The sequence below is a fragment of the Streptomyces caeni genome (genome assembly GCF_042678285.1).
In the GTDB taxonomy this organism is placed as follows: Bacteria; Actinomycetota; Actinomycetes; order Streptomycetales; family Streptomycetaceae; genus Streptomyces; species Streptomyces caeni.
Window position 1 is genome coordinate 56,888 of the sequence record NZ_JBHUDX010000071.1, and the last position, 23,533, is coordinate 80,420.

Annotated in this window: 19 protein-coding genes; 11 read left to right on the forward strand and 8 right to left on the reverse strand. The window is 72.1% G+C overall.

The genetic code is table 11. The annotated features are described in order from the left end of the window. The first annotated feature begins 261 nt into the window (after window positions 1-261). Window positions 262-1,152, forward strand: a complete 891-nt coding sequence (locus ACFSL4_RS24290; RefSeq protein WP_381086747.1) for an alkaline phosphatase family protein — start codon at window positions 262-264, stop codon at window positions 1,150-1,152. A gap of 236 nt (window positions 1,153-1,388) precedes the next feature. On the opposite strand, the gene glnA is transcribed toward ACFSL4_RS24290, so the two are convergent. Continuing rightward, on the reverse strand, window positions 1,389-2,750 hold the full coding sequence (gene glnA / locus ACFSL4_RS24295) for a type I glutamate--ammonia ligase (protein WP_381086750.1): 1,362 nt from the start codon (window positions 2,748-2,750) through the stop codon (window positions 1,389-1,391). 313 nt (window positions 2,751-3,063) lie between these two features. Here glnA and ACFSL4_RS24300 point away from each other — a divergent pair, with 313 nt between their 5' ends. Next, the gene (locus ACFSL4_RS24300; RefSeq protein ID WP_381086754.1) at window positions 3,064-4,245 is read left to right on the forward strand and encodes a globin domain-containing protein; all 1,182 of its coding nucleotides are present in this window, start codon (window positions 3,064-3,066) and stop codon (window positions 4,243-4,245) included. Here the strand turns inward: ACFSL4_RS24300 and ACFSL4_RS24305 are convergent. Beyond that, window positions 4,203-4,679: an RrF2 family transcriptional regulator gene (locus ACFSL4_RS24305; protein WP_381086757.1), complete on the reverse strand. Its 477-nt coding sequence runs from the start codon at window positions 4,677-4,679 to the stop codon at window positions 4,203-4,205. The genes ACFSL4_RS24300 and ACFSL4_RS24305 overlap by 43 nt on opposite strands. A gap of 159 nt (window positions 4,680-4,838) precedes the next feature. On the opposite strand from ACFSL4_RS24305, the gene ACFSL4_RS24310 reads away from it, so the two are divergent. From ACFSL4_RS24310 to ACFSL4_RS24320, 3 genes are all read left to right on the forward strand, one after another. Beyond that, the gene (locus tag ACFSL4_RS24310) at window positions 4,839-5,543 is read left to right on the forward strand and encodes a DUF3105 domain-containing protein (protein ID WP_381086760.1); all 705 of its coding nucleotides are present in this window, start codon (window positions 4,839-4,841) and stop codon (window positions 5,541-5,543) included. Continuing rightward, a complete protein-coding gene (locus ACFSL4_RS24315) occupies window positions 5,540-6,166 on the forward strand; it encodes a DUF305 domain-containing protein (RefSeq protein ID WP_381086763.1) in 627 nt (208 codons plus the stop codon). The genes ACFSL4_RS24310 and ACFSL4_RS24315 overlap by 4 nt, the downstream gene beginning before the upstream one ends. A gap of 312 nt (window positions 6,167-6,478) precedes the next feature. Then, window positions 6,479-8,419: a S53 family peptidase gene (locus ACFSL4_RS24320; protein ID WP_381086766.1), complete on the forward strand. Its 1,941-nt coding sequence runs from the start codon at window positions 6,479-6,481 to the stop codon at window positions 8,417-8,419. Window positions 8,420-8,485: 66 nt separating this feature from the next. Here ACFSL4_RS24320 and ACFSL4_RS24325 read toward each other — a convergent pair whose 3' ends face one another. Beyond that, a complete protein-coding gene (locus ACFSL4_RS24325) occupies window positions 8,486-9,355 on the reverse strand; it encodes an alpha/beta fold hydrolase (RefSeq protein ID WP_381086769.1) in 870 nt (289 codons plus the stop codon). Window positions 9,356-9,758: 403 nt separating this feature from the next. Between ACFSL4_RS24325 and ACFSL4_RS24330 the strand changes: the two genes are divergently transcribed. After that, window positions 9,759-10,163 carry a hypothetical protein gene (locus tag ACFSL4_RS24330; RefSeq protein WP_381086772.1) on the forward strand — a complete coding sequence of 135 codons (405 nt, stop codon included), beginning with the start codon at window positions 9,759-9,761 and terminating at the stop codon, window positions 10,161-10,163. 115 nt (window positions 10,164-10,278) lie between these two features. Further along, entirely contained in the window at window positions 10,279-11,982 is a 1,704-nt protein-coding gene (locus ACFSL4_RS24335) for a multicopper oxidase family protein (protein WP_381086775.1), read from the forward strand. Window positions 11,983-12,097: 115 nt separating this feature from the next. On the opposite strand, the gene ACFSL4_RS24340 is transcribed toward ACFSL4_RS24335, so the two are convergent. The 3 genes from ACFSL4_RS24340 to ACFSL4_RS24350 form a co-directional block, all read right to left on the reverse strand. Then, the gene (locus ACFSL4_RS24340) at window positions 12,098-13,138 is read right to left on the reverse strand and encodes an endonuclease/exonuclease/phosphatase family protein (protein WP_381086778.1); all 1,041 of its coding nucleotides are present in this window, start codon (window positions 13,136-13,138) and stop codon (window positions 12,098-12,100) included. A 182-nt stretch (window positions 13,139-13,320) separates the two neighbouring features. Next, window positions 13,321-13,941, reverse strand: a complete 621-nt coding sequence (locus tag ACFSL4_RS24345; protein WP_381086781.1) for a TetR/AcrR family transcriptional regulator — start codon at window positions 13,939-13,941, stop codon at window positions 13,321-13,323. A 92-nt stretch (window positions 13,942-14,033) separates the two neighbouring features. Next, complete coding sequence (locus tag ACFSL4_RS24350; RefSeq protein WP_381086784.1) at window positions 14,034-15,626, reverse strand: MFS transporter; 1,593 nt, start codon at window positions 15,624-15,626, stop codon at window positions 14,034-14,036. A 207-nt stretch (window positions 15,627-15,833) separates the two neighbouring features. Here ACFSL4_RS24350 and panB point away from each other — a divergent pair, with 207 nt between their 5' ends. The 3 genes from panB to ACFSL4_RS24365 all read left to right on the forward strand — a co-directional run bounded on the left by panB (window position 15,834) and on the right by ACFSL4_RS24365 (window position 18,926). After that, on the forward strand, window positions 15,834-16,721 hold the full coding sequence (gene panB / locus ACFSL4_RS24355) for a 3-methyl-2-oxobutanoate hydroxymethyltransferase (protein ID WP_381086787.1): 888 nt from the start codon (window positions 15,834-15,836) through the stop codon (window positions 16,719-16,721). Window positions 16,722-17,082: 361 nt separating this feature from the next. Then, entirely contained in the window at window positions 17,083-18,108 is a 1,026-nt protein-coding gene (locus ACFSL4_RS24360) for an ATP-binding cassette domain-containing protein (RefSeq protein WP_381086790.1), read from the forward strand. Continuing rightward, on the forward strand, window positions 18,105-18,926 hold the full coding sequence (locus ACFSL4_RS24365; protein ID WP_381086793.1) for an ABC transporter permease: 822 nt from the start codon (window positions 18,105-18,107) through the stop codon (window positions 18,924-18,926). Before ACFSL4_RS24360 ends, ACFSL4_RS24365 begins: the two co-directional genes overlap by 4 nt. A 27-nt stretch (window positions 18,927-18,953) precedes the next feature. Here ACFSL4_RS24365 and ACFSL4_RS24370 read toward each other — a convergent pair whose 3' ends face one another. Beyond that, window positions 18,954-22,316 (reverse strand): AfsR/SARP family transcriptional regulator, encoded by a 3,363-nt coding sequence (locus ACFSL4_RS24370; protein WP_381086796.1) that lies wholly within the window; start codon window positions 22,314-22,316, stop codon window positions 18,954-18,956. Window positions 22,317-22,472: 156 nt separating this feature from the next. Between ACFSL4_RS24370 and ACFSL4_RS24375 the strand changes: the two genes are divergently transcribed. Further along, a complete protein-coding gene (locus tag ACFSL4_RS24375; RefSeq protein WP_381086799.1) occupies window positions 22,473-23,273 on the forward strand; it encodes a site-2 protease family protein in 801 nt (266 codons plus the stop codon). A gap of 12 nt (window positions 23,274-23,285) precedes the next feature. Here ACFSL4_RS24375 and ACFSL4_RS24380 read toward each other — a convergent pair whose 3' ends face one another. Further along, entirely contained in the window at window positions 23,286-23,525 is a 240-nt protein-coding gene (locus tag ACFSL4_RS24380) for a hypothetical protein (RefSeq protein ID WP_381086802.1), read from the reverse strand. Between the last annotated feature and the right edge of the window lie 8 nt (window positions 23,526-23,533).

Sequence of the window (23,533 nt, forward strand, 5' to 3'; positions counted from 1 at the left end):
ATCAAGGTCGTACGAGAGGGAGCCTAACCGCACTGCCCGACCCGGGTCCCGGGGCGGGTCCGGTACCGGGTCCGTCATGGGGTCCGGTACGGGGCCCGGTACGGGGCCCGTACCGGGAGCCGCGATGTGCGGCCGCGCCTCGGCAGACGTTCATCCGCTCTTCACCTGGGGGGCCGGACGGTGTGGGGGTGGGGAAGGTTGGCATGTGCATGCTCTGTCCGCACCGCTGCCCCCGTACTCTCCCCCACACCGGAGGTCGATGTGTCCGGCAGTTCCCTGTACCGCCGTACCCGCGCCGCCCTGGCGTCCGCCGCGGCCCTCGCCGCGGCAGCCGCCGGGCTGTGGACCGGGCTCGGCGGCGAGTCCCCCGCGCACGCCGCGAGCGCCGTCCCGAGCCCGGACCACGTGGTCGTCGTGGTCATGGAGAACCACGCCTACAGCCAGGTGATCGGCTCCTCCAGCGCCCCGTACATCAACTCCCTCAAGTCCGGCGGCGCCAACCTCACCCGGTCGTACGGCATCACCCACCCCAGCCAGCCCAACTACTTCGCGCTGTTCTCCGGTTCCACCCAGGGCATCACGAACGACAGCTGCTACACGCCCGGCTTCTCCTCCGCCCCGAACCTGGCCTCGGAGCTGATCGCGGCGGGCCGGAGCTGGGCAAGCTACAACGAGTCGCTGCCCAGCCAGGGCTCGACCACGTGCAGCAGCGGCAGGTACGCCCGCAAGCACAACCCGTGGTTCGGCTTCAGCAACGTGCCGACGTCGTCCGCCTACACCTTCGCGCAGTTCCCCACGGACTACACGGCCCTGCCGCAGGTGTCCTTCGTGATCCCCAACCTGTGCAGCGACATGCACGACTGCTCGGTGTCCACCGGTGACACCTGGCTGAAGAACAACCTGGGCGCGTACGCCACGTGGGCCAAGACCCACAACAGCCTGCTGGTCGTCACCTTCGACGAGGACAACTCGCTCAGCGGCAACCGCATCCCGACGGTCCTGTACGGCCAGCCGGTGACGGCGGGCTCCAGCAGCTCCACCACGTACGACCACTACGACCTGCTGCGCACCCTGGAGGACATGCAGGGCCTGTCCACGCACGCGGGCAACGCCGCCTCCGCCACCGACATCAGCGGGATCTGGGCGTCCTGACGTACCTCGCGGACAGCCGCGCCGGCGCCCCGGCGCCTCAGTCCGCGGGCGGCGCCGTCCGGCACCCCACCTGGCGGCGCCGCGTCGCGGTCGCGCCCACGGTGCTCGCGCTCGGCACGCTCAAGCCGACCCCTGCCGCCCCCGGGCCGGCCCCGGGCGGCGGAACTGCGTGAGGCCGACGGTCCGCGACCGTCGGCCTCCTCTGCCGGACGAGCGGGAAACCCGCTCGGCGCGGCCTACAGCACCGGCAGGCTCTTGCGCAGCTCGAACGCCGTGACCTCGCTGCGGTACTCCTCCCACTCGTGCTTCTTGTTGCGCAGGAAGAAGTCGAAGACGTGCTCACCCAGGGTCTCGGCGATCAGGTCGCTGCGTTCCATCAGGGTCAGGGCCTCGCCCAGGTTCTGCGGCAGCGGCTCGATGCCCATGGCGCGGCGCTCGGCGTCCGTCAGGGCCCACACGTCGTCCTCGGCGCCCGGCGGGAGCTCATAGCCCTCCTCGATGCCCTTCAGGCCGGCGGCCAGGAGGACCGCGTAGGCCAGGTACGGGTTCGCTCCGGCGTCGAGCGAACGGACCTCGACACGTGCCGAGCCCGTCTTGCCGGGCTTGTACATCGGGACACGGACCAGGGCCGAGCGGTTGTTGTGGCCCCAGCAGATGTACGACGGCGCCTCGCCGCCGGCGCCCGCGGTGCGCTCGGAGCCGCCCCAGATGCGCTTGTAGGAGTTCACCCACTGGTTGGTGACCGCCGAGGTCTCCGCCGCGTGCCGGAGCAGGCCGGCGATGAAGGAGCGGCCGACCTTCGAGAGCTGGTACTCGGCGCCCGACTCGTAGAACGCGTTCCGGTCGCCTTCGAACAGGGACAGGTGGGTGTGCATGCCGCTGCCCGGGTACTCCGAGAACGGCTTCGGCATGAAGGTCGCCTGCACGCCCTGCTCCAGCGCCACCTGCTTCATGACCAGGCGGAACGTCATGACGTTGTCGGCGGTGGACAGCGCGTCGGCATAGCGCAGGTCGATCTCCTGCTGGCCGGGCGCGCCCTCGTGGTGGGAGAACTCGACCGAGATGCCCATCGACTCCAGCATGGTGATCGCCTGGCGGCGGAAGTCCATGCCGACGTTCTGCGGGGTGTGGTCGAAGTAGCCGGAGTTGTCGGCGGGCGTGGGGCGGGTGCCGTCCACCGGCTTGTCCTTCAGCAGGAAGAACTCGATCTCCGGGTGGGTGTAGAAGGTGAAACCAAGGTCGGAGGCGCGGGCGAGGGCGCGCTTGAGCACGTACCTCGGGTCGGCGAAGGACGGGGAGCCGTCGGGCATCAGGATGTCGCAGAACATGCGGGCCGTGCCCGGTGCCTCGGCGCGCCAGGGCAGGATCTGGAAGGTCGAGGGGTCCGGCTTGGCGATCATGTCGGACTCGTAGACGCGCGCGAAGCCCTCGATGGCGGAGCCGTCGAAGCCGATGCCCTCGTCGAAGGCCTGCTCCAGCTCGGCCGGGGCCACCGCCACGGACTTGAGGAAGCCGAGCACGTCCGTGAACCACAGGCGTACGAACCGGATGTCGCGCTCCTCCAACGTCCGGAGCACGAACTCCTGCTGCTTGTCCATCTTCCGCTTCCCCATCCTTGCTGGTCAGGCCGCCTGCCCCCGGTAGCACGGGAGACGGTCGGGCACCTGAGCATCCCACCACAACACCATTTCATGCGCGTTGCGGACCAAGATCGGCCCGGCGGCCTCCGGCCGAACACCTCACGTACGGCGATGCCGCTCTGCCGCCCATCTTGCCTGTTCGTCGGCTCATGTGTAATGGCCCACTCTTTCGCCCTTCCGGCTCGCTTAATTTGCATCTCAGATGCAAGTTTTACTAGCGTGCCGATCGGCCCAGCGGGCCGGAGCCCGCCCTTCCACAAAGGAGTTCCGCATGCTGTCCGAGCAGTCCGCCGCCACCGTGCGCGCCACCCTCCCCGCAGTCGGCGCCGCCATCGGGGAAATCACCCCCCTCTTCTACAAGAAGATGTTCACCGCCCACCCCGAACTGCTTCGCGACCTCTTCAACCGCGGCAACCAGGCCGCCGGCACCCAGCCGCAGGCACTGGCGGGCTCGATCGCCGCCTTCGCCACCTACCTGGTGGACCACCCCGACGAACGGCCCGACATGATGTTGAGCCGCATCGCCCACAAGCACGCCTCCCTGGCCGTGACGCCCGAGCAGTACCCGATCGTCCACGAGAACCTCTTCGCCGCCATAGCCGAGGTCCTCGGCGACGCGGTCACCCCCGAGGTCGCGGCGGCCTGGGACGAGGTCTACTGGCTGATGGCGAACGCGCTGATCGAGCTGGAGCGGCGGCTGTACGAGGAGAGCAAGCAGACCGGCTGGCGGACGTGGCAGGTCGTCGGGCGGGTCGAGGAGACCCCGGACGTCGCCACCTTCCAGCTCCGCCCGGCCGACGACGGGCCCGTCATGGACTTCCGTGCGGGACAGTACGTCTCCGTCCGCGTCGAGCTCCCCGACGGCGCCCGGCAGATCCGCCAGTACAGCCTCTCCGCCTCGCCGGACTCCCCGCTGCGGCAGATCACCGTCAAGCGCGTGCACGGTGACGGCGCCCCCGACGGTGAGGTTTCCAACCACCTCCACGCCCATGTGCACGAGGGCAGCACCCTGGAGCTGTCGGCTCCGTACGGCGACCTCGTCCTGGAGGACACCGACGCGCCCCTGCTGCTCGCCTCCGCCGGTATCGGCGTGACCCCGGTGATCGCGATGCTGGACCAGCTCGCCCGCACGGGCCACGACGCCCCGGTCACGGTGGTGCACGGCGACCGCTCCCCCGCCGAGCACGCCCTGCGCTCCGACCACGTGGCCTACGCGGGCAAGCTGCCGAACGCGAGCGTGCACTTCTGGTACGAGAAGGACGCCCCCGAGTCCGCGCACACCGGCATCGTCGACCTGTCCGCCGTGACGATCGCTCCGGGCACGCGGGCGTACCTGTGCGGTCCGCTGCCCTTCATGCGGTCCGTACGGGCCCAGCTCCTGCAGCGGGGCCTGCCCGCCGCGGACATCCACTACGAGGTCTTCGGCCCGGACCTCTGGCTCGGCCAGGGCTGAGGCGCGGCGGAGGAGATCCCCAGCAGCATCGGCCCGGTCGGCGCGACGGCCATCTCCTCTATCGTGAAGGGGTCCAGCGAGGCGTAGAACGCCTCCTGGGCTCCTCGCAGCGCTCCGCGCAGCCGGCAGTCGAAGCGGAGCGGGCAGGGCGCGGAGCCGTCGCATTCGACGACCTCGCTGTGCCCTTCGAAGGCCCGCACCACGGCGCCGATCGACGCCTTGCGCCCGGCCTCGGTCAGCACGAGTCCGCCGCCCCGGCCCCGCCGGGCGGCCAGCAGCCCCATGTGCTGCAGTTCGGCGACCACCTTGGCGGCATGCGTGTACGGCACGTCGATGACCTCCGCGACCTGTCGGGTCGTGGGCCTGGACTCGCCGGCGACGGCGAGCCGCATCAGGACGCGCAGCGCCAGGTCGGTGGAGCGCAAGAGCCGCATGCCGCCCAGGGTAAGTAATCGGTATCCGTGGCTCAAATTATCGCCACTGAGCCCCCGCCGAACCCCTTCCCTTCGGCCGTTCCCCGTGTCCTGTCTCCATCCGGCCACTCCCGTACCACTACGATGCGGCGCACCTGCCCCTTCCCCGAAGGACTCACCATGGGTTCCGCCGAGAAGACCGCCGCTTCCGCCGAGCGCAAGGCGCGCGCAGAGGAGATGCGCCGCACCGAGCGCGCCCGCGAGCGCCGCAACCGGCTCCTCACGATCACGGCCGCCGTGGCCGTCGTCGCGGGTCTCGTCGTCGGCGGGGTGGTCCTCGTCGACGCGCAGTCCGGCGGCAAGGCCGCGGCGGCGAGCGACGCGAAGAACGGGACGAACCCGAAGAGCTCCGGGAGCTCGGGCGACTCGGGTCACTTCGTCACGGGCAAGGACGGGGTGCGGACCTGGACCGGGAAGCTGTCCCGCAACCACGTCGACACGGCGGTGGACTACCCCATGCGCCCGCCCGTGGGCGGCAACCACAGCCCGGTGTGGCTGAACTGCAACGGCACCGTCTACACCGAGCCCGTGAAGGACGAGAACGCCGTGCACTCGCTGGAGCACGGCGCGGTCTGGGTCACCTACACCGGCAAGGCGTCGAAGGCCGACGTGCGGGCGCTGGAGGCGAAGGTGCGCAAGACGCCCTACACGCTGATGAGCCCGTACGAGAACCAGAAGGACCCGATCATGCTCACGGCGTGGGGCCACCAGCTCGGCGTGCGGAGCGCCGCCGACCCGGGCGTCGACGCCTTCCTCGCCACCTACGTCCAGGGCAGCCAGACACCCGAGCCGGGTGCGTCGTGCACCGGCGGGACGATGAAGTGAGGAAGCACATCGGGTGGGTCTCCGGGGCCGCGGCGGCCGTGCTCGTCGCGGTCGGCGCGGTCACGTACGCGGTCGCCGAGGACAGCGGGCCCACGCCGCGGACGCCCACCGCCGGCTCCGCGGACGCGGGCTTCGCGCGCGACATGGCGGTCCACCACCAGCAGGCCGTCGAGATGTCGTACATCGTGCGCGACCGCACGCGGAACGAGGAGGTACGCCGGCTCGCGTACGACATCGCGCAGACGCAGGCCAACCAGCGCGGCATGCTGCTGGGCTGGCTCGACCTGTGGGGCCTGCCGAAGGTGTCCCCCGACCCGCCGATGAGCTGGATGGGCATGGGTGGCACGGCCTCCGGCAAGGACGGGGCACTGATGCCGGGCATGGCCACCGACGCCGAGACGAGCAGGCTCGGCACCCTCAGCGGCCGGCAGGCCGAGATCTTCTACCTGCAGCTGATGACCGACCACCACAAGGGCGGCGTCCACATGGCCGAGGGCTGTGCCGAACTGTGCACGGTGGAGGTGGAGAAGAGACTCGCGCAGGGCATGGTCGACGCCCAGCGGTCGGAGATCGAGCTGATGACGACCATGCTCGCGGAGCGGGGCGCGAAGCCGCGCGGCTAGCCAGGGCTTTCAGGACTGGCCGCGGTCTTGAGGACAGGTCCCGCACAAAGCCTCCGAGCCCCGCGGACGGCGCCGCAAGGACACCGCGGCGATCGCAACCGTCCCGCAACCGCCGACAGGCCTCAAATCGCCCCAAATGCCGTGACACTTGCGCTACTTGGGCTCTTCTTGGCCTTTTCATTCCCCTGGCATGAACAGTTCATCGAAAGAGTGGCCCCCACCGCGTGATCCATTCACCGTGCCCTCACGCGCGCGGAGTTCTACGCGGATCACCGGCCACTACATGCGAAGAACCGCATCGCAGGGGGTTTCATGAGATCCAACCGCGCCAAGGTGCGCGCCGGGGTGAGCATGGCAGCGACACTGCCGCTGCTCGCCGGCGCGCTGGCGCTCGGCATACCCGCGGCGCACGCCGCGGACAACCCGGGCCGCGACACACTCGCGGGCACCAGGCCCGCGTGGGCCACGGCCAGGGCGGACAAGGGCGCGACCCCGAACAGCGCCCAGGTCTCCGCCCGGGTCTACCTCGCCGGCCGCGACGCCGCCGGCCTGGCCGCATACGCCAAGGCCGTCTCCGACCCGTCGTCGCCTGCCTACGGCAGGTACCTGAGCGCCAGGCAGGCGCAGCAGCGCTTCGGCGCCACCAAGGCCCAGGTGGCCGCGGTGACGTCCTGGCTGAGGGCATCGGGCCTGAAGGTCACCGCCGTCACCCGGCACTACGTCGCCGTGACCGGTGACGTGGCCGCCGCCGAGAAGGCGTTCGGCACACAGCTGCACAACTACGCCAAGGGCTCGAAGACCTACCGCGCGCCGTCGAGGACGGCCTCCGCGCCGGACAGCCTGAAGGGCGCCGTCCTGACCGTCACCGGTCTCGACAACGCCCCGCACAAGGCGAGCCACAAGGACCAGCTGCCGCCGCCGGACGCGGTGTTCCGCAACTCGGGGCCGTTCTCCTCGTACTACGGCTCGAACATCGCGACGACATTGCCGGACGCGTACGGCACGAAGGTCCCGTACACCGTGAAGGGCTACACGGGCAGGCAGCTGCGCGCCGCGTACGGCGCGGGCAAGCACACGGGCAAGGGCGTGCGGGTCGCCATCACCGACGCGTACGCCTCCCCGACCATCGCCTTCGACGCGGCCACCTACGCGAAGAAGCACGGCGACGCGGCCTACACCACCGGCCAGCTGCGCCAGGTGCTGCCGAAGAACTACACGAAGACCCAGGAGTGCGGCGCTGCCGGCTGGTACGGCGAGGAGACCCTCGACGTCGAGGCCGTGCACGCGGTCGCCCCGGGCGCGAGCATCACATACGTCGGCGCCGCCTCCTGCTACGACGACGACCTGCTCGACTCGCTCGGCAAGATCGTCGACGGCCATCTGGCCGACATCGTCTCCAACTCGTGGGGCGACATCGAGGCCAACCAGACGCCGGACCTCGCGGCGGCCTACGACCAGGTCTTCCAGTTCGGCGCGGTCCAGGGCATCGGCTTCTACTTCTCCTCCGGCGACAACGGCGACGAGGTCGCCAACACCGGGACGAAGCAGGTCGACACCCCGGCCAACTCGGCGTGGGTGACGGCGGTCGGCGGCACCTCGCTGGCCGTGGGCGAGCACAACCGGTACCTGTGGGAGACCGGCTGGGGCACCGAGCGGGCCTCGCTGTCGGACGACGGCAAGACCTGGAAGGACTTCCCCGGCTCGTTCATCTACGGCGCGGGCGGCGGCACCAGCAGTACCGTGGCGGAGCCCTTCTACCAGAAGGGCGTCGTACCGGACTCGCTCGCCAAGGCGAACAGCGCCGACGGCAACCGGGTCGTCCCGGACATCGCCGCGATCGCCGACCCCAACACCGGCTTCAGGGTCGGCCAGACGCAGACCTTCCCGGACGGCTCGCAGCAGTACAGCGAGTACCGGATCGGCGGCACCTCGCTCGCCGCGCCGGTGATCGCGGCCGTCCAGGCGCTGGCCCAGGAGGCGCGCGGCGGCAAGGCCATCGGCTTCGCCAACCCGGCGATCTACGCCAAGTTCGGTTCGAAGGTGTACCACGACGTCACGGACAACCCGACGGGCTCCGGACTCGCCGTGGTGCGCGTCGACTTCGCCAACGGCTTCGACGCGGCCGACGGCCTGTTCACCTCGGTGCGCAGCCTCGGCAAGGACAGCTCCCTCAAGGCCGTGAAGGGCTATGACGACGTGACCGGTGTGGGTTCGCCCGCTCCCGGCTACGTCGGGTCGTGGCGCCGTCGCTGACAGGCGACCGGCCGCGGCTGACCGCGTCGCGCCCGTCCCCCTCACCGGGGGGCGGGCGCGCGTGTGTCAGCCGGTCTCCAGTATGGCGTCGGCGACGTCCCGGGGCCGGTCCAGCATCACCATGTGGCCGGAGCGTTCGGCCACACGGAAGGTGCCGTTCAGCAGGTCGGCGAGGGCCCGCTGGCGGTCCAGCCAGTGCGGCGCGCCCGCCGCGAGCACGGTGACCGGGAGGTCCGGCAGCGGCTTCTGGCGGCGCAGGGCCGCCAGGTCGACGGCCTGGTCGGTGTAGGTGGCGTTCTCGGCGAGGATCGCGTCGAAGGCGCGGCGCGTGGAGTAGACGCCGCGGACGAGGGCAAGGGGGGCCGGATCGCCGCCCCCGGTGCGGGAGGCCCGTATGACGGCGCGGCGCAGGCCCGGCAGCAGGACGCGCGGCGCACCGGCGACGCCTAGCAGCGTGGCGCACGCACGCGTGGCCGCGTCCCTGGCCGGCCGGGCCCGGCGGGGACGCGGATCCTCCTCGACGCTGGAGTCGACGAGCACGAGGCCCGCCGCCCGCTGCGGCAGCAGCCGGGCGAACGCCTCGGCGTGGAAACCGGCGAGCGAGTGCCCGACCACGGTCGCGGGTCCGTCGAGCCCGAACGCGTCCAGGACCTGCCCGATCCGCCGGGCCTCGGCGCGGAGCGTCGGCCACGAACGTGCCGGCCCGCTGAGGCCGAGCCCGGGCCGGTCGAACCGCACGACGGTCCGCCGGGGCGCGAGCAGCGGCACGACCGGCTCCCAGTCGAACCAGCACATCCCGAGACCGGGGGTCAGAACGCACGGCGGTCCCGTGCCGTCGATACGGACGTGGTGCGGGACCCCGTCGATGCGCACGTGCAGCGCCTCCCCGCCGGCGCGCGGCCGCACGGGAGCGCCGCCCCCGCGTTCCTGAATCATGGCCCGCTCTCACTTCCTGCCGTGTGGTGTGGGGGTTGGCGACCTGCTGGCCAGGGAGCGTACACGGGGCCGGTTTAGCTCGATCGTGTGATGGTCGGTTCGCCGGCTCGCGGTGTTCTGGGCAGACCCGGGCAGCGTCGCTACGCGATCTGGGACGCCGGGTACGGCGCCAGGGCGCGGGGCCCCTGCTCCACCAGTGTGATGGTTCAGGGCCTCCCCGTCGCCTTGGCCGTGTCCGTGGCCAGGTCGTGAGGGATTCCGCCCTTCCGGATCGGACCACGGACGCGATCCGTGTCGCTGCCCGGTTGCGAAAGCGGAGGACCAGTGCGCTCAAGACCGTTCGGGGCGTGCCGGTGGGTGGGCGTTCACGCACCTCACCGCTCAGGAACGGTAAGGTGCGGGCATGGGAACGAGGCGCACGCGCTACGGACAGCTGCTGCTGTTCGCCGCGCTGCTCTTCGGGATCATCACGATGCACGCACTGGGGCACCCGTCGCAGCATGAGATGTCCTCGCACGGCGTGGGGGGCGCCGCCGCCCAACACCGGGCCCACGCGCCCGAAGCGGCGACGACCCCCGTTCCGTCGGTGCATGCCTGGGCGCCCCCGATGACCGGCACGGACCCGCTGTCGGTCTGCCTGGCCGTGCTCGGCTCCTTCACGCTCCTCGTACTGCTGGCCGCGGCCGCGGCGCGCCCGCGTGACCCCCATGCCCCGCCGGTCCGGCTCGCCCGGCCCCTGCGGGCACTGTGGCCCGATCCCCCGCCGCCGGGAGCCCTGCTGACCCGTCTGTCGGTGCTGCGCCAGTAGGCCGGCGCATCGGCCGCCTCGTGCCGCCCGCGCGGATCCTCCCGACGCGGTGCGGCGGAGGCGGTGGACGCGCCCCTTCCGCACGCACCACACCACGACGAGGTGTCACCCGGTCATGCCTTCTCGCACCACCCCTCATACACGCACCGCGCTCACCCGCCGCACCGTGCTCGGCGCGGCGCTCGCCGCCGCCGGAACGGGAGCTCTGGCGGCCTGCAGGAACCCGGCCGGCGCCGGGGTCGGGGCGTCCGGCCCCGGCCCCCGCGGATACGTCGACCCGGCGGGGCCCGAGGTCGCCCTCGCGGAGCGCGCACGCGGCGCCGGACCGGTCCGGACGGTCCGGCTCACCGCCGCTGCGACCTCACTCGACCTCGGCGGCCGTACGGTCAGGTCCTGGTCGTACGGCGGCGATCTGCCCGGCAGGGAGGTCCGGGTCACCGCGGGCGACAGGCTCGCGCTGACGCTCGCCAACCATCTCCCCCAGCCGACGTCCATGCACTGGCACGGCGTCGCCCTGCGCAACGACATGGACGGCGTCCCGGGCCTCACCCAGAACGCGATCGCACCGGGCGCCGCGTTCACCTACCGCTTCACCGTGCCGCACGCCGGAACGTACTGGTTCCATCCCCACTCGGGCACCCAACTGGACCGCGGGCTGTACGCGCCGCTGATCGTCGAGGACCCGAAGGAGCCCTTGTCGTACGACAAGGAGTGGGTTGTCGTCCTGGACGACTGGCTCGACGGGGTGGGCGGGTCGACGCCGGACGCCGTGCTGAGGCAGCTGAGGGGCGGCATGGGCGGGATGGACATGGGTGACCCCGACATGGGCGACGGGGACATGGGCGACATGAACATGGACAAGGGCGCCTCCATGGACCACTCCGGGCACGGGATGTCAGGCGTGTCGAGGACGTCAGGCAGGTCAGGCAGGTCGGACAGGTCAGGCAGGTCCGCGGAGGGGAGCCCGTCGCCGTCCGCCTCCGGCCCCTCCCGGATGCTCATGGGCGCCCGCAGCCCTCTGCTCGGCGGGGACGCGGGTGATGTGGCCTACCCGTACTACCTGGTCAACGGGCGTACGACGACGGCGCCCACGGTGTTCCGGGCGCGCCCCGGCGACCGCATCCGGATCCGGCTGGTCAACGCGGGCGGGGACACCGCCTTCCGGGTGGCCCTCGGCGGCCACAGGATGACCGTGACCCACACGGACGGCTACCCCGTGCGGCACACGACGACGGACGCGCTGCTGATCGGCATGGGCGAGCGGTACGACGTGCTGGTCACCGCCCGGGACGGCGTCTTCCCGCTGACCGCGTCCGCCGAGGGCAAGAACGCCTCGGCGCGCGCCCTGCTCAGGACGGGGGGCGGCGGCGCGCCCGCCGCGTCCGCACGGCCCGGGGAACTGGACGGGCGCGTGCTGACGGCGGACCGGCTGAGGGCCGACGAGTCCGTGGCGCTCGCGTCCCGGGCACCGGACCGGACGGTGCGGCTGCGGCTGACGGGCAGCATGGCGCGGTACGACTGGGCCTTCGACGGCAAGCCCTACACCCCCGGCGGGCGGCATCCCGTGCGGGCCGGTGAGCGGGTGCGGCTCGTCTTCTCCAACGCCACCTCCATGTGGCACCCGGTGCATCTGCACGGCCACACCTTCGGGCTGGCCGGCGCGACGCACGGGGCACGCAAGGACACCGCGATCGTGCTGCCGCACGGGAGGCTGACGGTGGACTTCGACGCCGACAACCCGGGGCTGTGGATGGTCCACTGCCACAACGTCTACCACGCGGAGGCGGGGATGATGACGGTGCTCGGCTACCAGGGGTGAGGGCCGGCGGGGTGCCGCACGGGGGGCCTCCCCGTGCGGCACCCCGCCCCTCGTTCCGGGCGCACGACCTGGTCACGGACGCCGACCGCAGGACCGAGGTGTATCTGACCGAGGTTCAGGAGGCGGGGGCGTCGACCTTCACCCGGGCCGCCACCGGCAGGTGATCGCTCCCCGTCCGCGGCAGCGTCCACGAGCTCACCGGTTCCACGTCCCTGACCATGATCTGGTCGATCCGCGCCATGGGGAACGACGCCGGCCAGCTGAACCCGAAGCCGCTGCCCGCCGCGCCCTGCGTGGAGCGCATCTGCGAGGTGACGGCGTTGAGTGCGCGGTCGTTCATGGTGCCGTTGAGGTCGCCGAGCAGGATCGCCCGCTCCAGCTTCTCGTCCGCGATGGCCTCGCCCAGCGCGTCCGCGCTGGTGTCCCGCTGCCGGGCGGTGAACCCGGCCTCCAGCTTCACCCGGACGGAGGGCATGTGGGCGACGTAGACGGCGATCTGCCCCTCGGGCGTGGTCACGGTCGCCCGCATCGCCCGCGTCCAGCCCAGCTTGATGTCCACGGCCCTCACCCCGCTCAGCGGGTACTTGCTCCACAGCCCCACGGTGCCCTGCACGGAGTGGTACTTGTACGTCGGCGCGAGCGCCCGCTCGTACACCGGAACGGCGGACGCCTTCAGCTCCTCCAGGGCCAGCACGTCCGCGCCGGAGCCGGCCACGTCGCGGGCGGTGCCGGAGGGGTCGGGGTTGTCGGCGTTGACGTTGTGCGTGGCGACGGTCAGATCGCCACCGCTGCCGGTCTTGTCGCCGAAGAGCCCGCCGAAGAGGTTCAGCCAGACCGCCACGGGCAGCAGGACGGCGATCAGCGCCGTCGCCGACCGGCGGACCAGCGCGAGGACCAGCAGCAGCGGGACGAGCACGACACCGAGCCAGGGCAGGAACGTCTCGGTGAGACTGCCGAGGTTGCCGATGGTGTTGGGGATCTGCGCGTGCACCAGCATCACCAGCGCCAGGAGGACGGCGAGCGCGGCCGGCACCTTGCCGCGGCGCCAGACGCCGCGGTCGCCGCGGAGGGTGTGGTACAGGCGCCGGAACCAGGATCCTCGGCGGTCCTGCCCCGTGCCGCCGTTGTCCGTCTCCGTCACGTACGCCTGCGCCATACCGTCGCCTCACCGCTTGCCGTGCACACCGTCGTCCCCCGGATACGACCCTAGGGGATGATCGGCTCGGTTCCCCGCCGCTCCCATGACGGCGGTACGCGCACGAGGACGACGGAGGGCCGCCCGGAGTTCCGGACGGCGGTCCGGAAAGGGCCTTCTGTGACCAAACCCGCACACGGGCTTCAGGAACTGACAGGCCGTAGCCCCCGCAGGACCGTGTCGACGATCTGCTCGGCGAGGCCCTCCTCCAGTTCGGCGTCGGGGCGCAGCACGGAGCGTACGAGCATGGGGCCGACGAGGATGTCGTTCATCAGATCGACGTCCACGTCCCCGCGCAGTTCGCCGTTGCGCTGCCCGCGGCGCAGGACGTCCACCACGAGCCGGCGCCGGGGGGCGATGACGGTCGCGTGGTAGGCGGCCCAGATCCTGGGGCTGCTCTTCATCTGCGCGTGCACATTGCGCAGGATCGCCGAGGAGCGGCTGGCCAGGCCGCGCTGCCGAAGCGACTCCAGGAGCACCACGAGGTCGTCGCGCATCGAGGTGCCGGGCAGTTCGGCGTCCCCGGGTTCGGCGGCGCGCATGACGTCGACGAAGAGGTCCTCCTTGTTGCTCCAGCGACGGTAGATGGTGGCCTTGCCGACGCCGGCGGTGCGGGCGATGCGCTCGATGGACAGGTCGGCGAGGGGCACCCCGTCCTCGATCAGCTTCATCACCCCCTCGATGATGGCCCGTTCGACGGCCTCGCTACGGGGGCGTCCGCGTGCGGGGCAGTCCTGCTGGGGCCGGCTCTCGGCGAGGCTCACGTTCGACTCCGTCCTTGCTGCGCTCGGATGATTCTCTCCCGTGCAGACCGTGAGGGGCACCCGGTGTTCGAGTGCGCCCTCATGACGTACCGTCAGCTCTCGGCCGTGACCAACTCGGCTTCCTGTGTGCCCTCCTGCGGTGCGGGCGCCTTTCCGGGCAGGAAGAGGGCCACGACGACCGCACCGATCACCGCCACGCCTGCGCCCCACAGTGCCGTGACGTGCATCGCGTGCAGGAACGCGTCGTTGGCCGGCGAGACCAGCGCCCTGCCGCCCGGACCGAGCTTCGCGGCCACCCCGAGGGTCGCCTCGATCGACTCGCCCGCGGTGTGACGGAGGCCGGCCGGCAGCAGGGAGAGATCGTCCTGGATGCCGTCGCGGTACGTCGCCGACAGGACCGAGCCGAGCACCGCGATGCCGAGCGCGCCGCCGACCTGGCGGAAGGTGTTGCTGAGCGCGGACGCGGAGCCGGCCTTCTCGCGGGGCAGCGCCTGCATGATGACGACGCTGGTCGGGGTCATGATGTGCGCCATACCGGTGCCCATCAGGAAGAAGATGACCTCCAGGATCCAGATGGGCGTGTCCGCCTCCAGGGCGGAGAAGGCGGCGAGCGTCGTGGCGATGACCACCATGCCGCCGGTGGTAGTGGCCTTGTTGCCGAACCGGTCGACCAGCAGCCGGGCCCGCGGCGCGAAGATCATCTGCGCGGCGGCCAGCGGCAGCATCAGCAGTCCGGTCTGCAGCGGCGAGTAGCCCCGCACGCTCTGGGTGTAGAAGACGGAGAAGAAGGTCACGCCCATCAACGCGAAGAAGACCAGCGCGATGGCCGCGATGGCCGCGGAGAACACCCTGTTCCGGAAGTACGTGACGTCGATGGACGGGTGGTCGCTGCGCTTCTCGAACACGACGAACAGCGCGAGCACGGCGAGACCCGCGGCGATGGTCGCGAGCACCTTGGTGTCGGTGAAGTCGGCCAGCTGGCCGCCCTTGATGATGCCGTAGACCAGCAGGACCAGGCCGACCACGGACAGGACGACGCCGACGGGGTCGACGCGGCCGGGGCGGGGGTCGCGGGAGTCGGGGACCAGCCACACCATCAGGACGAGCGCGAGGAGCACGATCGGCACGTTGATCAGAAAGACGGAGCCCCACCAGAAGTGGTCGAGGAGCACACCGCCGGTGATGGGGCCTATGGCGATGGCGAGGCCGACGCCGCCCGCCCAGATGCCTATGGCCTTGGGCTGCTCGTCGCGCTCGAAGACGTTCATGAGGACGGCGAGTGTGGCCGGCATCACGAAGGCGGCACCGAGCCCCATGAGTGCGCGGAACGCGATGAGCTGGCCCGGCGAGCCCGACTCCGCGGCGAGCGCCGACCCGGCGCCGAACAGGGCGAGACCGGCCAGCAGCGTCTTCTTGCGGCCCATACGGTCGCCCAGGAGCCCCGCGGTGAACAGCAGCCCGGCGAAGACGAGGGTGTAGGCGTTGATGGCCCATTCCAGCTCGCTCTGGGTGGCGCCCAGACCGGTCGGCGCCGGAGTGGAGATGGTCTTGATCGCGACGTTCAGGATGGAGTTGTCGAGCACCACGATCAGCAGGCTGAGCATCAGCACGCCGAGGATGGCCCACCGGCGCCGGTGCACCGCCTCGGGCACCCGCCGTGCGACTGGGGCAGCAGGGGTAGTCATGGCGACGAGCCTAGGCCGTTTCCGATACGGAACGGTCTCGTATCGGAATCTTTTACGGAGAACTTAAGAAAATCGGACCGTATGCCGGGACCCGGCGTGAGCGGGGTCGCGCCCCCTCCTCTAGCCGCGGGTGGCACGAGGTGCCACCATGGAGACGATCCGGGGACGCCGTCAGGGCGCCTCGAGATGACCGAAGGAGCCGTTGCGATGACGCAGCTTCCGGCTGCCCAGGGGCAGCCCGCTCAGGGTGCGCTCAAGCCCTCCGACAGCAGCAAGGCGCTGTACGGAGGAAAGAGCACCCGCCGCATCACCGTGCGCGACATCACCGCCGCCAAGGACCGCGGCGAGAAGTGGCCCATGCTCACCGCCTACGACGCGATGACCGCGTCCGTGTTCGACGAGGCCGGCATCCCGGTCATGCTCGTCGGCGACTCGGCGGGCAACTGCCACCTCGGGTACGACACGACCGTGCCCGTCACCCTCGACGAGATGACCGTGCTCTCCGCCGCCGTCGTACGGGGCACCCGGCGCGCCCTGATCGTCGGCGACCTGCCCTTCGGCTCGTACCAGGAGGGCCCGGTGCAGGCGCTGCGCTCGGCCACCCGCCTGGTGAAGGAGGCCGGGGTCGGCGCCGTGAAGCTGGAGGGCGGCGAGCGCTCGCACCGGCAGATCGAACTGCTGGTCGAGTCCGGTATCCCGGTCATGGCGCACATCGGTCTGACCCCGCAGTCCGTGAACGCCATGGGCTACCGCGTACAGGGCCGCGGCGAGGAGGCGGCGCACCGGCTGCTGCGGGACGCCAAGGCCGTGCAGGACGCGGGCGCCTTCGCCGTGGTCCTGGAACTGGTGCCGGCGGAACTGGCCGCCGAGGTCACCCGCACGCTGCACATCCCCACGGTCGGCATCGGCGCGGGCCCGGACACGGACGCGCAGGTGCTGGTGTGGACCGACATGCTCGGCCTGACCGGGGGCCGGGTGCCGAAGTTCGTCAAGAAGTACGCGGACCTGCGCCAGGTCATGGGTGACGCGGCCAGGGCGTTCGCCGAGGACGTCGTGGGCGGCGCCTTCCCCCTCGAGGAGCACTCCGTGCACTGACGCCCGCCCGGGCCCTGCCGCCACGGCAGCCGGACCCCGTGGGCCGTCCCCGCCCGGCCGCGTCCCTCCGCGCCGGCCCGCCCGACGGCCCCGTCCCGCGCCCCCCGCAGGGCGCCGCGACAGCCCGCCGATCTTCCCCCGTCGGCGGGCTGTCGTGTTTCGCGCCGAGACCGGCGCCGCTCTCGCGTACCCGGTTGCTCGCCGTCCTGGTTGCTCGCCGTCCTGGTTCCTCGATCGATGGTTGCGGTGCTCGTCGGGAATTGCCGCGTCGCGGTCCCTCGTCGGTGGCTGCAGGCGGGCTGTCGGTGGCTGTAGGCAGGCTGTCGGTGGTTTGTCGGTGGCGGCTGACACCGTGGTCGGCATGACGCGAATCGACAAGAACCCCGGCAAAGCCGCCCCGGACGCGGCCGTCACCGTACGGGGGCTGGTCAAGCACTACGGCGAGACCAGGGCACTGGACGGCGTCGACCTCGATGTGCGCGAGGGCACCGTCCTCGGCGTGCTCGGGCCGAACGGCGCCGGCAAGACCACCCTCGTCCGCTGCCTGTCCACCCTCATCACCCCGGACGCCGGCCACGCGACCGTCGCCGGCTACGACGTGATGCGCCGGCCGCGGCAGACGCGGCGAGTGATCGGCCTCACCGGCCAGTACGCCTCGGTCGACGAGAAGCTCTCCGGGTACGAGAACCTGTACATGATCGGCCGGCTCCTCGACCTGCCCCGCAAGGAGGCCCGCGCCCGGGCCGACGGGCTCCTGGAGCGGTTCTCCCTCACGGAGGCCGGCAAGCGCCCGGCGTCCACGTACTCCGGCGGCATGCGGCGGCGGCTGGACCTCGCCGCCTCCATGATCGGCCGCCCGGCCGTCCTGTACCTCGACGAGCCGACCACCGGCCTCGACCCGCGCACACGCAACGAGGTGTGGACCGAGGTCAGGCGGATGGTCACCGAGGGCGCCACCGTGCTGCTCACCACCCAGTACATGGAGGAGGCCGAGCAACTGGCCTCCGAGCTGGCCGTCATCGACCGCGGCAAGGTCATCGCGGGCGGCCGCATCGACGAGCTGAAGGCGAGGGTCGGCGGCCGTACGCTGCGCATCCGCCCGGCGGACCCGCTGGAGCTGCGCCCGACGGCCGCGGCACTGGACGAGTCCGGTCTCACCCGCCCCGGCAACGCGACCGTGGACACCGAGACCGGCACGGTCCTCGTGCCGGTCCTCAGCGACGAGCAGCTGACCGCGGTGGTCGGCGCGCTCACCGCCCGCGGCGTCACGCTCGCCGGTATCACCACCGAACTGCCCAGTCTGGACGAGGTGTTCCTGTCCCTCACCGGCCACAAGGCCAGTGCCCCGCAGGACCTCTCCCCCGCGCGCGAGGAGGTCGCCGCATGAGTGCCACCGCCGTCACCGCATCCGCCGCACCGGTCGTGGAGGGCCGCATCGGGCTGCGCGCCAACCTGCGCCACATCGGCGCCCTGGTCCGCCGCAACCTGCTGTGGATCCGGCAGGACCCGGAGTCCATGTTCGACGCGATCCTGATGCCGATCGTCTTCACCCTGCTGTTCGTGTTCGTCTTCGGGGGCGCGATCGCGGGCACCCACAACCGCGACGCCTACGTCAACTACGTGGTCCCCGGCCTCATGGCGATGATGGGCATGAACATCGCGATGGGGGTCGGGACCGGCTTCAACCAGGACTTCCAGACGGGGGTGATGGACCGCTTCCGGTCCCTGCCGATCGCTCGCTTCTCCGTCCTGATCGCCAAGATCACCGTGGAGATCGGCCGCATGCTGGTCGCCACGGCCGTGCTCCTCACGGTCGGGTTCCTCCTCGGCCTGTCCGTGTCGAACGTGCCGGGGCTGTTCGCCGCCGTCGGGCTGTCGATGGTGTTCGGCTTCGGCATCATGTGGATCTTCCTGACCATGGGCGTCGTGATGAAGAACGCCCAGGCCATCCAAGCGATGGGGTTCCTCGTGCTGATGCCTCTGCAGTTCGGCTCGTCCATCTTCGCGCCGACGAACACCATGCCCGGCTGGCTCCAGGCGTTCACCGACTACAACCCGCTGTCATCGCTGGCGGACGCCGCCCGCGGTCTGATGAACGGCGGCCAGCCCATCGCCCACGACGTACTCGTGACCGTGATCTGGTCGGTGGTGCTCACGGCACTCATGGCACCGATCGCCATCCGCAAGTTCACCTCCAAGAGCTGACCCGGGCACCGACAGCGCCGGTCCGCGTCACACGAGGGCGGCGGCCTCCTCCAGGGAGAGCCCGCCGCCCTCCGCGTACGCGGCCCGGAACACCTCGTCGCCCAGCACGGCCCTGGTGCCTGCCTCCGCCCTCTCGCGCGCCTCGCGTTCCGCCGGAGCCAGGACGTGGCCGGGCGGCAGCAGCCCGTCGGCGGCGGCCAGGCACAGGGCGGCGTCCCGGGCACGGCGCCCGCCGTCCAGACCGGCGAGCACGATCGCGGCGGTGACCAGATTCAGGAAGGGCAGGTGCGGCGCGATCACCTGGGTCATCTGGTCCCCGGCGCGCGCGAGCGCCTCACGCACCTTGGGCAGGGCCTCGTCGTAGCGCTCCTCGGACGCGTCCAGCCACGCCTCCAGACCGTGCACGAAGGCCTCGAAGACCACGAAGGTGATGGCCTCGAACTCAACGCGCAGCAGCCGCAGTTGCTCGCGCGCCTCGGGCACGCGGCCGGTGCGGCAGAGCCACATCGCCAGGAACATCCGGGCTGCGGGGAGGGCGTCGTGCCCCGAGCCGTGCTCACCTTCGAGCACCTGGCGCAGCAGCTCCTCGCCCCGCTCGCTCTGCCCCGCGTCGAGCAGGACGCCGCCGAGGCGGGCGCCGAGCACGGCCATCTGGGAGCGGGCGCCGAGCCGTTCGGCGTACTCCCGCGCGGCCTCGTAGTCGGCGGCCGCGAGCAGGTAGTCGCCGCGGCGTTCGTGCGCCTCGCCGCGCGCGGACAGGGCCTCGGCCACGCCCCACGCGTCCCCGATGCGGCGGAAGGTCTCCAGCGCCTCGTCCGCGTCCCGGGTGGCGTCGCCCGCCCAGTGGCTGCGGTTGGCGAGGATGTTGGCCCGCATCTGCAGGGTCTGGGCCAGCTCCCAGGCGCAGCCGAGCTCGCGGCAGGTTCGCACGGACTCGTCGAGGACCGCGCGCATGCGGTCCAGGTCGCCGGTGAACAGAACGGCGAAGAACCACAGGAAGCCGGGCACGCGGCAGGTCTGCGGCTGGCCGGGACGGTAGGTCTCGCTGATGATGCGCAGTTTCTGCTTGGCCTGCGGCGTCTCCCACGCCTGCAGATCCATGTCCATACAGGCGAGATGGATCAGATGGGCGCCGCGGCGGGCCTCGTCGAGCACCTCCGGGCGCATCGGCGGCGGGGCGTCGGTGCACTTCTCCGGCAGGTCCGGCGCGGGCCGCCCGGGTGGTGCGAAGGGGTCGGGGCCGAGGGCCATCACGGCTTCGGCCCAGATGCGGGCCTCTGTGCGCAGATCGCGCATCTGCCAGTACCAGGCAAGCGAGAGCAGCAGGCACAGCGCCTCCTGCTCGTCGTCGGCGGCGACGGCGCGACGCAGGGCGGTGCGCAGGTTCTCGTACTCCACCTGAAGCCGTCCGATCGCGGCGCGCTGCCCCGAGGAGCGCAGCAACGGGTCGGTGGTGCGGGCGAGTTCGCGGTAGTACGTGAGGTGGGCGCGCTCGGCGCCGGGCCTCTCGCCCGAGGCGTCGAGACGTTCGCCCGCGTACTCGGCGACGGTCTCCAGCAGCCGGTAGCGCATCTCCCCGTCCGCCGAAGGGGCCGCCACCACCAGGGACTTGTCGACGAGCGAGCCGAGCGCCTCCAGTGCGGCGGGGCCGCACACGGCCTCGGCGGCGGTGAGGTCGCAGCCGCCGGAGAACACCGACAGCCTCCGCAGCACGGTGCGTTCGTCCGCGCCGAGAAGGTCCCAGGACCAGTCGACGACGGCCCGCAGAGTCTGCTGCCGGGGCAGCACGGTGCGGCTGCCGGAGGTGAGCAGCCGGAAGCGGTCGTCGAGCCGGTCCGCGATCTGCCGCGGCGACAGCATCCGGAGCCGGGCGGCCGCCAGCTCGATGGCGAGCGGCAGTCCGTCGAGCCGGCGGCATATCTCGGCCGCCGCCTCGGGGTCGTCCTCCACGCGGAAGCCGGGCCGGGCGGCGGCGCCGCGGGCGCGGCGCAGCCTCAGCGCGTACGGCTGCGGCAGCGGCTCGACCGGGCGCAGCAGCTCGCCCGGCACGCCGAGGGGCTCGCGGCTGGTGGCGAGGACCGTCAGGCCGGGGCAGCGTTCGAGGAGGTGCTCGACGAGCCGGGCGGCGGCATCGACGATGTGCTCGCAGTTGTCGAGGATGAGCAGCATGCGGCGCCGCGCGCAGTGCTCGGCGAGCCGGGTGAGGGGGGCGTCGTGCCGGTCGGCCACGGCGCGCATCTCCTCGGCGCCGGCGCCGCGCATCACCGTCTCGCGCGCCCCGACGGCGGTGAGCACGGCCTCGGGCACGGCCTCCGGGTCGTCGACCGGCGCCAGTTCGGCCATCCAGACCCCGTCCCGGGCGGTGTGCGCCACGGCCTCGGCGGCCTCCTGCGACAGCCGGGTCTTGCCGGCGCCGCCGGGCCCGAGCAGGGTGACGAGCCGGGCGCCGGACAGGTCGGCGCGGAGGGTGTCGATGTCGGCCTCCCGCCCGACGAAAGAGGTGAGGCGGGCGTGGAGGTTGCCCGGGGGCGGTGCGGGACAGGTCCCGCTGCCGGAGGAACCGCCCGAGGCACCGGCGGCGTGCGGGGCCGGGGCGGGGGCGCCCGGACCCAAGGGACCGGAAGCGGAGGCATGCGGGCGGGAGTGGGGCGGCGCGGCTTCGGGGGCGTGCAGCAGTTCCTCGTGCAGGGACCGCAGTTCGGGCCCGGGATCGGAGCCGAGACGGTCGGCGAGCAGTTGCCGTACGGCCTCGTAGGCGGCCAGCGCCTCCGCGGGGCGGCCCACGTCGCGCAGGGCCCGCAGGCGCAGGACCTGGAGGGGCTCGTCGAGGGGGTGGAGGCCGCACAGCGCGGTCAGCTCGGGCAGGTGCTGCTGGCCGTGGCCGAGGGCGAGGGCCGCGGTGAGGCGGGCGCGGCGCGCGTCGAGGCGGCGGGCCTCCCAGCGGGCCGCCTCGGCGGCCCGCTCCGGGAGGTCGGCGAGGGCGGGCCCGTGCCACAGGGCGAGGGCGTCGTCGAGGAGGACGGCCGCCTTCGCGGGGTCGCCGTCGGCCAGAGCGCGCAGCCCCTCGCCGGTCAGCCGCTCGAAGCGGTGCAGGTCGACGTCCTCCGGCGCCGCGGCCAGCCGGTAGCCGCCGTGGACCGACTCCACCGCGTCCGGCCCGAGCGCCCGGCGCAGCCGCCCGACCAGCGCCTGAAGGGCCCCGGTGGCGTCGGCGGGCGGGTCGCCGGACCACACCTCGTCGACGAGGAGGGCCGCGGTGACGGCCCGGTCGGTCCGCAGGGCGAGCACGGTCAGCAGGGCACGCAGCCGGGCCCCGCCGACCGGGACGGGCGTGCCGTCGGCGTGGAGGGCCTGGGTGGTGCCGAGAATGCGATAGCGCACGGGGTTCATTGTCTCCGGCGGCGTCGGAACCGGTCACGGGGTTCGGGCGGTGCGGCGCCGTGCCCCTGACAGCCTCGCCGGAACCCGGTCCCCCGCGCGAGACGTTTTCGGGTACGCCCGGTACGGTCGGGCGGTCCGCACCATCAGCCGAATCCAGGGAGCCCCATGACCACCGCCGCCACCCGGCGCAGCGACCGGAGGATCAGCCCCGTTTTCGCCGGGCTGCTGGCCGTCACGGCGGTCACCGGCTGGGCCACCTGGAGCGGGTTCGCCGCGCAGCCCGGCGTGGCCGTGTTCCTGTTCGTGACGGCCGCGTGGATCGTGTCGCTGTGCCTGCACGAGTACGCGCACGCGCGCACCGCCCTGCACAGCGGGGACATCTCGGTGGGCGCGAAGGGCTATCTGACCCTGAATCCCCTCGCCTACACGCACGCCCTGCTGAGCATCGTGCTCCCCGTGGTCTTCGTGATCATGGGCGGTATCGGTCTGCCGGGCGGCGCGGTCTTCATCGAGCGCGACCGCATCCGGGGGCGCTGGCGGCACAGCCTGATCTCGGCCGCGGGCCCGCTGACGAACGTGCTGTTCGCGGGGGTGTGCACGGCGCCGTTCTGGCTGCACGCGCTGGACGGGGTGCCCCAGGAATTCCGGTACGGGCTGGCGTTCCTGGCCCTGCTCCAGGTCACGGCCGCGCTGCTGAACTTCCTGCCGGTGCCGGGCCTGGACGGGTACGGAGTGATCGAGCCGTGGCTGCCGCACGGGGTGCGCCGCCAGGTGGAGCCGTTCGCGCCGTTCGGTCTGCTCGCCGTGTTCGTGCTCCTGTGGCTGCCGTCGGTGAACAGGGTCTTCTTCGACACCGTGGACTCGCTCCTGAACACCCTGGGCATCGACGACGTGCACCGCTACTGCGGGCAGGAGCTCTACCGCTTCTGGAAGGGCACGAACGAGTTCTGCTCGCCGGCGGGCTAGCCCCCCGGCCGCTCAGCCGGTGGCGGACGTGCGCCGGTCCCGGTCGCGGCGGGCGTAGTACCACGTCATGTTGGACGCCAGGCCCGCGAGCAGCACCCAGACGACCCCCAGCCAGCTGCCCCGGGCGAAGGAGACGACGGCCGCGGCGACGGCGAGGACGCACACGGCGAGGGCGTAGAGGGCGAGGCGGGGCATGGCGGTCGGCTCCTGACGGACGGACGGCGTGGTCGTACGGCCTCCAGTGTCCCCCATGCCCCGCG